The sequence below is a fragment of the Spirillospora sp. NPDC046719 genome (assembly GCF_040645715.1).
Lineage (GTDB): Bacteria > Actinomycetota > Actinomycetes > Streptosporangiales > Streptosporangiaceae > Spirillospora.
Map to the genome: position 1 here is coordinate 1 of NZ_JBEYYT010000064.1, position 12,208 is coordinate 12,208.

A 12,208-nucleotide genomic window follows, 5' to 3' on the forward strand; every position below is an offset into this window, starting at 1 on the left:
CGGCCGCAGCCCCCGCGGCCTGGAACGCGACTACAGCGAGCTGCTCGCCGCGCTCCGCCCGGGCCCCGGCGCCGCCACCGCCGAGGCGGCGGCGCTGCTGGACGCGCTGCGCGGCGCCGCGCGGGCCGCCGCGCAGGTCGGTCCCCTGCTGATCGTCCGGACGTCCGGGGACCTGCTGTGCGGCGTGCTGCCGCTGGCGGAGCTGCGCCTCCCGGAGACCGCCGGGCTCCTGGACGACCCGTCCCGCGCGGCCGCCCGGCTGCGCCGGCTCCCGGCCGCCCGCCTCCTCGACGCGTCCTAGCCCGCGGTCCGGGCGAGCCGGTTCGCAGAGTGGGCGAGCCGGTTCGCGGTCCGGGCGGATCGGTCCCGGCGGCCTACTTCCCCGTCCAGGTGAAGCGGGGCGGGCGGCGTTCGAGGAACGCCGCGATGCCCTCGGCGACCTCGCCGCGCGCCGCGACCTCCTCCAGCCACCCCCGGACCTTCTCCTCGACCGGGCCGTCCGCGGCGATGGCGTCCACGATGTCCTTGGTCGCCTGCTGGGTCAGCAGCGAGCGCGACGCGAGCGTCTCGGCGAACGCCGCGACCCGCGCCGGGAGGTCGCCGGCGATCTCGTTCAGCAGCCCGATCCGCAGCGCGTGGTCGGCGTCGACGAGATCCGCCGAGTACAGCAGGTACTTCACGGCGGACGGGCCGACGAGCCGGACGAGCCGGGCCGTCGCCGCGGCCGGGTAGACGATGCCGAGCTTGGCGGGGGTGATCCCGAACCGGGCGCCCGGCGCCGCGAACCGCAGGTCGCACGCCGCCGCGAGCTGGCAGCCGCCGCCGACGCAGAACCCCTCGATCGCGGCCAGCGTCGGCTTCGGGAACGCGGCGAGGGCGCGCTCGGCGACCGTCGACAGGTGCGAGTCGTCGTCGCGGTGGATGTCGGTCAGCTCCGCGATGTCCGCGCCGGCGCAGAAGTTCCCGCCCGCGCCGGTCAGCACCACGACCCGGACGCCGGAGTCGGCCTCCAGGCCGTCCAGGATGCCGGGCAGGGCCCGCCACATGTCCGCCGACATGGCGTTCCGCTTCTCCGGGCGGTCGATGGTGATCGTCCCCACCCCGCCCGCGACCTCGCACCGCAACCCGCCGCCCATGGCCCTCCCTACGGCTCCACCAGCGGCATCATCGTACGGACCCGGCACGGCGGGCGCCCCTCCGCCCCGAGGACGACGGAAGCGCCCCACGGATACTCCTTCCGGATGGATTAGGAACACCCCGCGTGAGGGAGGAATTCTGGCGACGCCCGCCGGATTATGGACACATCAGGGGTCCCTCCGACCCGAAACGGAGCTCGTGGTGCAGCAGAGCGCACACGCCTTCTGGACGATCAACCTGGACGACCCCTTGGCCGCCGCCCCCGACATGGCCGGCGCCAAGGCGTCCGATCTCTCGCGCGCCGCGCGCAACGGGCTGCCGGTGCCGCCCGGCTTCGTGATCCCCGTGCAGTGCTTCCCGCGCGGCGAGCACTACCGCAACACCGGCGAGCTGCGGAAGGCGTGGGCCCGCCTCAGCGGGAACGGCGCCCGGGCCCTCGCGGTCCGGTCCTCGTCCACGCACGAGGAGGGCGCCCCGGGCCGGTACGTGTCCGCCCTGGACGTCAAGGGCTGGCCGGAGTTCCTCAAGGCCGTGAGGGGCGTGGTGGCCTCCGCCACCGGGCCCGCGACCACCGCGATCCTCGTCCAGCCGCAGCTGGAGCTGGTGACGGGCGGCGTGCTGTTCGGCGCGGACCCGTTAGAGAGCCGCGCCGAGCGGGTGATCGTCTCGGCGGCGCTGGGCGGCCCGCGCGCGCTCCGCGACAACCAGGCCGCCACGACCTACGCGCTCAACCGGCGCGGCAAGGTCCTGAGCATGAAGCGCGACACCGGCGCGCCGGAGGAGGAGCCGCTCTCCCGGCCGCAGCTTCGGGCACTGGTCAAGCTGGCCGCGCGCGCGGCGGCCCTGTTCGGCGGCCCGCAGGAGATCGAGTTCGGGTTCGACCGGGAGGGCGCCCTCTGGCTGCTCCAGACGCGTCCGCTGTCGTCCCTGACCCTGCCCCGTGCCCGCCGCCCCGCCAGCTGACGCGCCGACCCGAGGAGAGGACGCACCGATGACCTTGGGGAATGCGCGAACGGCCTCCGGTGCTGTACTGTCAAGGCAGCGCCTTTGATTTCCCGCGATCCGCGGTTGAGGCGCACTTCTTCCCCGCCCGGGCCATCTGAGCGCCCGGTGATCCCCCGTCCGGACGCGCCGACGAGCGTCCCGGACCGTCGCACAAGGGAGCCGACGTCAGCCCGGTGAACCGAGCTGCATTTCTCGTATTCTCCTCGCGTACGCGCCGCGGGCTCCGCCGCCGTACGCGGGAATCGACTCCAGGGGGCGCGGCGTTCACCGCGCCGCCCTGAGAAGGGACCCGTATGTCCACTCCCACTCTGACTTCGGAGCGCCGCCCCGCCGAGAGCCGGGCGCACGCCGTCCCGGCCGCGCGCAAGAGCGCTCAGCAGCAGGCGAGGCGGCCCGCCGCCGACGACCAGCCGGCCGTCCCGTTCCACGGCATCCTCGCCGTCCAGGACAAGCACGCGTTCGTCCGCACGTCCGGCTACCTGCCGGGCAACGACGACGTGCACGTCTCGCTCGCGCAGGTCAAGACGTACCACCTGCGCCCCGGCGACGCCGTCGCCGGCACCGCCCGCCCGCCGAAGAGCGGCCGGGAGAAGTTCGGCGCGCTCGCCACCGTCGAGTCCGTCAACGGGCTGCCGCCCGAGCAGGCCGCCGGACGCCCCGAGTTCGCCAAGCTCACCCCGCTGTTCCCGGACGAGCGGCTGCGCCTCGACACCGGCCCGCTCGCGACCCGCGTCATCGACCTGGTCGCGCCGATCGGCAAGGGGCAGCGCGGGCTGATCGTGTCGCCGCCGAAGGTCGGCAAGACGATGGTGCTGCAGGCCCTCGCGAACGCCATCAGCACGAACAACCCCGAGGTGCACCTCATGATGGTGCTCATCGACGAGCGCCCCGAAGAGGTCACCGACATGCAGCGGACGGTCCGCGGCGAGGTGATCCACTCGACGTTCGACCGGCCCGCGCAGGAGCACACCTCCCTCGCCGAGCTGGCCGTCGAGCGCGCCAAGCGGCTCGTCGAGCAGGGCCACGACGTGGTGATGCTGCTCGACTCGATCACCCGGCTCGGCCGCGCCTACAACCTCGCGGCGCCGTCCAGCAGCCGCATCCTCGCCGGCGGCGTCGCGACCACCGCGATCTACCCGCCCAAGAAGTTCTTCGGCGCCGCCCGCAACATCGAGAACGGCGGCTCGCTGACCATCCTCGCGACCGCGCTGGTGGAGACCGGCTCCCGGATGGACGACGTGTTCTTCGAGGAGTACAAGGGCACCGGCAACATGGAGCTGAAGCTCGACCGTGGCCTCGCGGACCGGCGGGTGTTCCCCGCCGTCGACATCGAGGCGTCCGGCACCCGCCGCGACGAGCTGCTCATGTCGCCCGAGGAGCTCGCCCTCACCTGGCGGCTGCGCCGCGCCCTCCAGGGCCTGGAGAGGCAGCAGTCGATCGAGCAGCTGCTGGAGAAGATGAAGGGCACCTCGTCGAACGCCGAGTTCCTGCTCCGGCTCCAGAAGAGCCTCTAGCCCTTCTGCGGCCTGAACGTCCTGAGGACGCGGTCGTAGAGCCGCTGCCCCGGCGTCCAGTGCGGTTCAGGCGCGTGGAAGCAGAACTCGTATCCGGCGGCGCGGCTGCACAGCACGTGCACACCGCCCTGCGCTGAGGCTCCCTGACCCCCGCCCTGTCCCTCGCCTTGCCCACCGGCCTGTCCGCCGCCGCCCTGTCCGCCGCCGTTCCAGACGAACTCCCATTCCGCGGCGTCGCCGCCGAGTTCCGGTGCGGCCTCCAGCCGCAGCCGGCGGTACCCCGGATACAGGTGCCGCGCCTCGGACCTCCGCTCGGCCGCGCGCAGCCCGCTCAAGGGCTCGCCCGGAGCCGGGGAGATGCGCAGCCCCCGCCCGGTGGCCTCGTCCTGCCACTCCATGACGTCGTCGCGCCGCTCGCTCTGCCAGCCGGCCGGAACGCGCACCGAGTAGCCGCCCTCCTCGGTGTACTTCACCATCTTCGCCTCGACGCCCGCGGCCGGACGCAGCGCCACCGAGTCGCTCTTCCCAACGGAGTTCCACCGCGCCGTCCACGTGCCGGCCCCGGCCGCCACGGCCGCGAGGAGCGCGACGCTCAGCACCGCGCCGGGCCGCAGCCGCCGCCCGACCGGCACCGGGACCCGCAGCGACCGCCGGACGCGCGCCGCACCGTCCCCGCTGGCCGGGCGCCCTCCGGACCCGGCCCGGACCGGTTCCGGCCGGCCCGGCCTCGGGACGGGGCCCAGGACCGCGGCCGTCGCGCCCGCCGGTTCGGCGTCCGCGACCTCCTGCAGCATCCGGGCGGCCGCCTCGGCGGACAGCCGGTCCTCGGGCCGCTCCCGCAGCAGCCCCTCGATGACCGGGGTGAGCGCCCCCGCGCGGACGGGCGGCGGGCGGTCGCCGAGCAGCACCGCGACCATCGACGCGAGCGCGTGGCAGCGCAGGAACGGCGAGAACCCCTCGACGGCGGTGTAGAGCGTCGCGCCGAGCGACCACAGGTCGGACGCCTCGACGCTCGGCAGCCCGTGCACCCGTTCCGGCGCGAGGTAGGCGGGCGACCCCTCGATGCCCGCCGCCATCGTCTCGGCCTGCAGCGCCCCGCCGGCGCCGCGGCCCCGGTCGGTGTGCAGCGCCAGCCCGAAGTCGGTGAGCAGGACCCGGCCGTCGTCGCAGACCAGGACGTTGCTCGGCTTCACGTCGCGGTGCAGGATGCCCGCCCCGTGCGCGGCGCGCAGCACCGACAGCACCGCCGCGCCGATCCGCGCCGTCCGCCGCACGCCGAGCGGCCCGCCCTCGCCGATCAGCCGGTTCAGCGAGCACGACGGCAGGAACTCCATCACGATCCACGGGCGGCCGTCCTCCATGAGGACGTCGTGGACGGCGGCGACGCCGGGATGGCGGAGCGCGGCGGTCGCCCGCGCCTCGGCGAGCAGCCGCCGGCACAGCGCCCGGCGCTCCGCCTCGGTGATGCGGCCGGGCAGCCGGACCTCCTTGACCGCCACGTCCCGGTCCAGCATCTCGTCGTAGGCGCGCCAGACGGTGCCCATGCCGCCGCGGCCGACCACGGAGAGCAGCCGGTACCGCCGCGCGAGCGGTTTCGGCCGGTCCCCGTCCATGGGGACGTTATGCGCCCGGAACCGGCGCCGCACGCCCCCGCCCCGTCAATTCTTTCTTGACCGCTTTCCGGCGCGTCGCTGGTTGCGGCGGCCGCCGTTCCGGCGACCGGCGCGGATCAGGCGAAGACGGACCTGGCCCACTTGTAGTCGGACTTCCCGACGGCGGTGCGCTGCACCTCGTCGACCACCTTCACCTGGCGGGGCAGCTTGTACCCGGCGAGGCGGCCGCGGCAGTGCTCGGTCAGCCCCTCCAGCGTGACCGTCGCGCCGGGGCGCGGCGCGACGACGGCGGCGACGCGCTGCCCGAACCGCTCGTCCGGCAGGCCGACGACGACCGCGTCGTACACGTCCGGGTGGTCCTTCAGCGCGACCTCGACCTCCTCCGGGTAGACCTTCTCGCCCCCGGTGTTGATCATGAGGGAGCCGCGGCCGAGCAGCGTGATCGTGCCGTCCTCCTCCAGGCTCGCGAAGTCGCCGGGGACCGACCAGCGGGTGCCGTCGGCGTCGGTGAAGAACGTCGACGCGGTCTTCGCCGGGTCGTTGTAGTAGCCGATCGGGATGTGGCCGCTGCGCGCGAGCTTGCCGATCCGGCCGGGCGCGACCACCTCGAGGTCGTCGTCCAGGACGGTGATGCCGGGCCGCATCATGAACCGGGCGGTGCCCTCCTTGGCGTCCACGGACGGCCCGCACGCGCCCGTCTCGGACGCGCCGTAGTTGTCAAGGAACATGATGTTCGGCAGGTGCTCGCGCAGTGCCGCCTTCGCGCCCTCCGTCAGCGGCGCGCCGCCGGACGCGATCGCCATCAGCGAGGACGTGTCGTACGCGCCGGTCGCGACGGCCTTGGCGACCGGGCGGGCCATCACGTCCCCGACCAGCATCAGGACGTTCGCCTGCTCCTCGGCGAGGAGCGTCAGCGCCGTCCCGGCGTCGAAGGCGTGGTCGGTGTAGAGGACGACCTTCGCGCCGCTGAACAGGCCCATGAACGCGACCCACTGGCCGGCGCCGTGCATGACGGGCGCGCAGTCGAGCACGGCCATCGGCGGCTGCTCGGCGTTCGCGGCGATCGCCTCGGGGCTGGTGATGGGGTCGCCGAGGACGTTCCCGCCGCCGAGCGCGCCGAAGAAGATGTCCTCGCAGCGCCACTCGACGCCCTTGGGGTAGCCGGTGGTACCGCCGGTGTACATGATGTAGCGGTCGTCGCTGGAGCGCTCCGGGAAGTCGTTGCCGGACGCGGCGGCCGCGAGCGCCTCCTCGTAGCCGACGGCGTCCGGGATGTCCGCGGACGAGCCGTCCTCCAGGACGACGACGTGCCGCAGCTTCGGCAGGTCGCCGCGGACCTCCTCCACCTTCTCCAGGAGCGACCGCTCCCCGATGAGCGCGACGGAGTCGGAGTCGGACAGGACGTGGTGCAGCTCCCCGGCGACGTACCGGTAGTTCACCGGGATCGGCACCGCGCGGATCTTGAACGCGCCGATCATCGCCTCGACCCACTCCGCCCGGTTGTAGGCGAGGATCGCGACGTGCTCCCCGGCCTGGACGCCCGCGGCGGCGAGATGGTGGCCGACCCGGCTCGCCCGCTCGTCGAGCTGCGCGTACGTGCGCCGCTCGCCGCCGGCGACGAGGGCGGGGCGCTCGGGCCCCGCCTCCGCCAGGATCTCGAGCAGATCGGCCAGGTTGTAGCTGCGCGCCATGCCACGTCCTCGGATGTCGGGGTGGGTGGGACGCCTCCGATCATCCTCGGCGACCGGCGATCGTCTCAATGGCTGTTGTCATCGAGTCCAATGAGTTCGGTCACACGGTGCCGGCCCGGTCGGCGCGCGTGCCCGGCGGTCCGGTCAGCGCGGCAGCGGGACGTAGGTCAGCTTCGTCGGGACGCCGCTGTCGACCAGCCGGCCGTCCGGGCCGAACGTGCCGAGCCCGAAGTCGTTGTCGTTGACGACCGCGAGCGTACGGCCGTCGGCGAACGCCACACCCTCGATCTTGCCGGGGACGCCCGCGACCTTCCCGAGGTCCACGGCCAGCGTCTTCGGCAGCGGCGCGATGCCCGACTCGGACTGCTCCAGCGACGGCGTCGTCCGCTCGTCGTCCCAGCGCATGCCGAGGATGTCGGTGGCCTTGCGCAGGTCGACCCGGTAGATCCGGGCGACGTCGTCGGTGCGCTCGTCCACCAGCAGCTCGTGGTCGTTCACGGCGGTCAACGCGGAGATCTTCATCTCCTTCTGGTCGCCGCAGTGGGACGGGTCGAACGCGCACACGTCCTCGAAGCGGTACGCGTACTCGCCGGACACGCTCCCCTTCCGGAGGTCGAACCGGAACACGCGCGCGATCCGCGACTTCTTGTAGGCGCTCTTGTCCGGATTCGACAGCGGGCTCTGCACCGCGACGTACAAGGACTTACCGTCCGGAGATACGGTCAGGCCCTCGAAGCCACGGTTCTCGGTCCTCTTGTTCAGGATTGAAGGCAGCACCGCCTTCACTGGGTAACCGGCCTTCCCGGTCCAGCCCTGCGGCACGTACCGCTCCACGACGCGTCCGCGGCGGTCCAGGTGCAGCAGCGACGGGCCGTACTCCTCCGCCACCCAGAAGTCGCCGTCCTTCGTCCGGACGAGCCCCTCGGAGTCGATGCCGTCGCCGTTGTAGGCCAGCCGCGTCTTCCCGTCGAGGGTGTAGGGCGCCGACTCGCGGCCCTCGACGTTCGGCAGTCCGGTCACGGGGCGGCCCTGCGCGTTCGTGATCGGCAGCGCCCGAGTGATCTTGATGGTGCCCTTGCGGACCCGCAGCTTCACGATCGTCGGGTCGAACGAGGCGACGGGGAACGTCGTGCGGTCCTCGCCGTCCACCGTGACGGTGCCGTTCGGGCCGCGGTCGGTGATCGCCCAGAACTCGTCGCGCGGGGCGCCCTTCTCGTGGAACAGGTCGCTGCCGATCCCGCCGAGCGCCACCCCGTGGTCGTCGGCGACGCTGCCGGGCAGCAGCCCGTTCTGGAACCGCGCGAGCGGGATCCGCGGAAGGGTCGCGCTCTCCGGGGACGGGCGGGACGCGGCGAGCGCGGTCCCGGGGGCGAGCACGGCGGCGGGGCCCGCCGCGAGGGCGAGACCGGCGATGAGCGTCCGGTAAGGAAATGAGCGATCTGTCACAGCCGGGACCGTAGAGCCCCAGGATGTCCGGCCGATGATCCCCAGGTGAAGGACCGGATCACCGGACCGCCGGATCCGGCCACGCCGAAAGCTTCTTACACCGGTCTTATCTGGGTACCGGCATGCTTGGCCGTAACGATTTCGTATCAGACGGGGGTCGTGGTGAGCGCAGGCACGATGGCGTGGACTCCTCCGACGTGGGAGGAGATCGTCACCGAGCACTCCACAAGGGTGTTCCGGCTGGCGTACCGCCTTACGGGCAACCGGCACGACGCCGAGGACCTGACCCAGGACGTCTTCATCCGGGTCTTCCGCTCGCTGTCGTCCTACAGCCCCGGCACGTTCGAGGGCTGGCTGCACCGCATCACCACCAACCTGTTCCTCGACCGCGCCCGCCGCAAGCAGCGCATCCGCTTCGACGCGCTCGCCGACGACGCCGCCGAGCGGCTCCAGGGCCGCGAGCCGAGCCCCGCCCAGTCCTACGACGAGCGCCACCTCGACGCCGACATCCAGAAGGCCCTGGACGGCCTCGCCCCCGAGTACCGCGCCGCCGTCGTGCTGTGCGACATCGAGGGCCTCACCTACGAGGAGGTCGCCGCGTCCCTCGGGGTGAAGCTCGGCACCGTCCGCTCCCGCATCCACCGGGGCCGGGCCCAGCTGCGCAACGCGCTGGAGCACCGCCGCCCCGCCGAGGTCGCGCCGGGCTGACCGTCCGCCGCGCCCCGCACCCCCGTACGCGCCGGCGCGCGTGACGAGCGTCACTAGTGACCCGCGAGTAACTTCGGGCCTACCCTCGGCCCGTGGACATCGTCTTCGACCGCCGCGGCGAAGGCCCGCCGCTGGTCCTCCTGCACGGCATCGGCCACCGCCGGCAGGGCTGGTCCCCCGTCCTGGACCTGCTCGCCGCGGAACGCGACGTCATCGCCGTCGACCTGCCCGGCTTCGGCGAGTCCCCGCCCCTGCCCGACGGCGTTCCCTACACGCTCGACTCCGCCGTCTCCGTCCTCGCCGAGGCGTTCGCCGACCTCGGCCTGGACCGCCCGCACATCGCCGGCAACTCGCTCGGCGGCCTGTTCGCCCTGGAGGCCGCCGACCGCGGCCTCGTCAGCTCCGCCACGGTGCTGTCGCCCGCCGGGTTCTTCAACGCCGCGGAACTGCGCTACGCCTCCTCGGTGCTGCGCGCGTCCCGGCTCGGCGCCCGCGTCCCCGACACCGTCCTGGCCCGGCTGGCGCGCTCCCCGCGCCGCCGCGCCGCCATGTTCGGCATGATCTACGGCCGTCCGGACCTGATGGACCTGGAGGCCCTCACCGGCGACGCCCGCGCCATGCGCGACGCCGTCGGTTTCGAGCCGACGCTCCGCGCCGGCCGCGCCACCCGCTTCGCCGGCGCCTGCGCGGACGTCCCCGTCACGATCGCCTGGGGCACCAAGGACCGCCTGCTGCTGCGCAGCCAGGCCGTCCGGGCGCAGCGCCGCCTCCCGCACGCCCGGTTCGTCTGGCTGGAGGGCTGCGGGCACGTCCCCATGTCCGACGACCCGCCGCAGGTCGCGCGCGTCCTGCTGGACGGCAGCGCCCACCCGCTCCTCGGCGCCCGCCCGGAGAGCGCCGCGTCCTAACGCCCTTCAGCGCCCGGCGGGACGCACGGCCACCCGGCCCTGCGTCCCGCCGGTTGGCGCGCCGGGGAACAAGGGGCGGTTGACATGTGTTTGAGCCTTCAACTAACCTCCGGGATAGTCGTTGAAGTTTCAAGCACCTACGTCGCATTGGAGTCACCGATGAGCATCGACACCATCGCCCCGGGCCTGACCGCCGGCACCTGGAACATCGACCCGACCCACTCCGAGGTCACCTTCACCATCCGCCACCTGATGACCAAGGTGCGCGGGTCGTTCACCGAGTTCTCCGGCTCCGTGCAGATCGCCGACGACCTCGCCGGCTCCACCGCGCACGCCGAGATCAAGGTGGCCTCCCTCGACACCCGCAACGCCGACCGCGACGCCCACGTGCGCACCGCGGACGTGCTGGACGTCGAGAACCACCCGACCATGACCTTCAACACCAAGGGCGTGCGCGCCGAGGGCGGCGAGTACTACCTGGACGGCGACCTCACGATCAAGGGCGTCACCCGTCCGGTCAGCCTGCAGGTCGAGTTCAACGGCGTCGCCGAGGACCCGTGGGGCGGCACGCGCGCCGGGTTCTCCGCCGAGACCACGATCAACCGCAAGGACTGGGGCATCGAGTTCAACGTCCCGCTGAAGGGCGAGGGCGCCCTCCTGGGCGACAAGGTCAACCTCCAGCTGGAGATCCAGGCCGTCCGCGCCTGACGAGACCATCCTCCCGGGCGCCCGCCCCGCACGGGCGCCCACCGGAAAGGGCCGTCCCACACCCCGTGGACGGCCCTTTCCGCTTTCCCTGGTCCGTTCGGGGCCCGGTCATTCACCGGCCAGGGGGAGGCGGAGGGCGAAGCGGGCGCCGCGCGGGTCCTCCTCGACGCGCAGCGTGCCGCCGTGCGCCTCCGCGATCTCGCGGGCGATGGCCAGCCCCAGCCCGGTGCCGCCCGCGCCGCGGCTGCGCGCGGTGTCCAGCCGGGTGAACCGCTCGAAGACCCGCTCGCGGTCCGCGGCCGCGATGCCGACGCCGTCGTCGGTCACGGTGAGCAGCGCGTGGCCGCCGGCGCGCACCGCCTCCACGGCGATGACCTGGTCGGCGTACCGCTCGGCGTTGTCCAGCAGGTTCCCCAGCAGCCGCACGAGCTGCATCCGCACGCCCCGCACCGTCACGCCGTGCGCGAGCTCTTTCTCGATCTTCACCTGGAACGTGCGGCGGCCGATCTCCGCGCCGGCCAGCGCGGACAGGTCGATCGGCTCCTGCGCGACGGTCCCGCCCGTCCCGATGCGGGCGAGCAGCAGCAGATCGGTGACGATCGACTCCAGCCGGTCGGTGTCGTGCAGCGCCTGCTCGACGACGGCGGGCAGGTCGTTGTCCTCGGGGTGCATCGAGGCGTCCTCGAGGTTGGCGCGCAGCCCCGCTATCGGGGTGCGCAGCTCGTGCGAGGCGTCCGAGGCGAACTGCCGCTGCCGCCCGACCGCCGCCTCCAGCCGGTCGAGGGTCGCGTTCGCGGTGCGGGCGAGCTGCGCGATCTCGTCCTCGCCGGGCGGCTCGGGCACCCGCCGGCTCAGATCCGTCGCGCTGATCTCTGCGAGCTGGGCGCGGATCGCCTCGACGGGGCCGAGCGTCCGGCCGACGACCCGCCAGGTGACCCAGGCCGCGATCCCCGCGAGGACCGCCACCCCGGCCGCGAGGAGCCCCTCCAGCAGCCCGTTGACCAGGTAGGACGGCATCGGCTCGGCCGCGTACACCACGACCGAGTCGGGCGCGGTGGTGGCGCGGATCGCCTCCGCGACGAGGCACCGCCGGTGCGGCCAGCTCCCGTGGCACTCGGTGAAGTCCCGCACCCGCAGGCCCGGGGACGGCCAGAGCCGGCTGACCGGCGGGCGTCCCGCGGCGGCCTGCGTGGCCTCCCGGACGCGGCCGCCCGGCGCGACGACCTGCACCAGCACGCGGCCGTCGCTGGAGTCGGGGATCGGGCCGCGCAGCGTGCCGTCCCGGACGCCGCCGCTGACCCTTCGCGCGTCCACCTGCGTGCGCTGCAGCAGGTCGTCCCGGACGATCGTGCGGATCGCGAGATCGACGCCGACGGCGCTGACGCCCCACACGAGCGCCGCGATGACGGCGGCGACGACGGTGTCCCTGGCCCTGATCGACCGGGGGCGCATCCGCATGCATCACAGAGTGTCACGGG

The 12,208-nt window shown here is 73.6% G+C and carries 9 protein-coding genes and 2 pseudogenes; 6 read left to right on the forward strand and 5 right to left on the reverse strand.

Annotated features, from left to right (window positions below):
* Window positions 1–301 (forward strand): annotated as a pseudogene (locus ABZ914_RS14120) (hypothetical protein); the annotation flags it as partial.
* A 73-nt stretch (window positions 302–374) separates the two neighbouring features.
* On the opposite strand, the gene ABZ914_RS14125 reads toward ABZ914_RS14120, so the two are convergent.
* Complete coding sequence (locus ABZ914_RS14125; protein ID WP_500193349.1) at window positions 375–1,136, reverse strand: enoyl-CoA hydratase/isomerase family protein; 762 nt, start codon at window positions 1,134–1,136, stop codon at window positions 375–377.
* A gap of 202 nt (window positions 1,137–1,338) precedes the next feature.
* Between ABZ914_RS14125 and ABZ914_RS14130 the strand changes: the two genes are divergently transcribed.
* Both ABZ914_RS14130 and rho read left to right on the forward strand, forming a co-directional pair.
* Window positions 1,339–2,100, forward strand: a complete 762-nt coding sequence (locus ABZ914_RS14130; RefSeq protein WP_500193350.1) for a PEP/pyruvate-binding domain-containing protein — start codon at window positions 1,339–1,341, stop codon at window positions 2,098–2,100.
* Between the two features lie 461 nt (window positions 2,101–2,561).
* A pseudogene (rho, locus tag ABZ914_RS14135) lies at window positions 2,562–3,656 on the forward strand (transcription termination factor Rho); the annotation flags it as partial.
* Here the strand turns inward: rho and ABZ914_RS14140 are convergent.
* The 3 genes from ABZ914_RS14140 to ABZ914_RS14150 all read right to left on the reverse strand — a co-directional run bounded on the left by ABZ914_RS14140 (window position 3,653) and on the right by ABZ914_RS14150 (window position 8,406).
* Window positions 3,653–5,269: a serine/threonine-protein kinase gene (locus ABZ914_RS14140; protein ID WP_500193351.1), complete on the reverse strand. Its 1,617-nt coding sequence runs from the start codon at window positions 5,267–5,269 to the stop codon at window positions 3,653–3,655. The pseudogene rho and the gene ABZ914_RS14140 overlap by 4 nt on opposite strands.
* A gap of 116 nt (window positions 5,270–5,385) precedes the next feature.
* The gene (locus tag ABZ914_RS14145) at window positions 5,386–6,960 is read right to left on the reverse strand and encodes an acyl-CoA synthetase (protein ID WP_500193352.1); all 1,575 of its coding nucleotides are present in this window, start codon (window positions 6,958–6,960) and stop codon (window positions 5,386–5,388) included.
* Between the two features lie 144 nt (window positions 6,961–7,104).
* A complete protein-coding gene (locus tag ABZ914_RS14150) occupies window positions 7,105–8,406 on the reverse strand; it encodes an esterase-like activity of phytase family protein (protein WP_500193353.1) in 1,302 nt (433 codons plus the stop codon).
* 177 nt (window positions 8,407–8,583) lie between these two features.
* Here ABZ914_RS14150 and sigE point away from each other — a divergent pair, with 177 nt between their 5' ends.
* The 3 genes from sigE (at window position 8,584) to ABZ914_RS14165 (ending at window position 10,730) form a co-directional block, all read left to right on the forward strand.
* Window positions 8,584–9,114, forward strand: a complete 531-nt coding sequence (sigE, locus tag ABZ914_RS14155; RefSeq protein WP_500193371.1) for an RNA polymerase sigma factor SigE — start codon at window positions 8,584–8,586, stop codon at window positions 9,112–9,114.
* A 92-nt stretch (window positions 9,115–9,206) separates the two neighbouring features.
* Complete coding sequence (locus ABZ914_RS14160; RefSeq protein ID WP_500193354.1) at window positions 9,207–10,022, forward strand: alpha/beta fold hydrolase; 816 nt, start codon at window positions 9,207–9,209, stop codon at window positions 10,020–10,022.
* A 159-nt stretch (window positions 10,023–10,181) separates the two neighbouring features.
* On the forward strand, window positions 10,182–10,730 hold the full coding sequence (locus tag ABZ914_RS14165; RefSeq protein ID WP_387027993.1) for a YceI family protein: 549 nt from the start codon (window positions 10,182–10,184) through the stop codon (window positions 10,728–10,730).
* A gap of 108 nt (window positions 10,731–10,838) precedes the next feature.
* Here the strand turns inward: ABZ914_RS14165 and ABZ914_RS14170 are convergent, their stop codons facing one another.
* Entirely contained in the window at window positions 10,839–12,188 is a 1,350-nt protein-coding gene (locus tag ABZ914_RS14170) for a sensor histidine kinase (protein WP_500193355.1), read from the reverse strand.
* Window positions 12,189–12,208 lie beyond the last annotated feature (20 nt).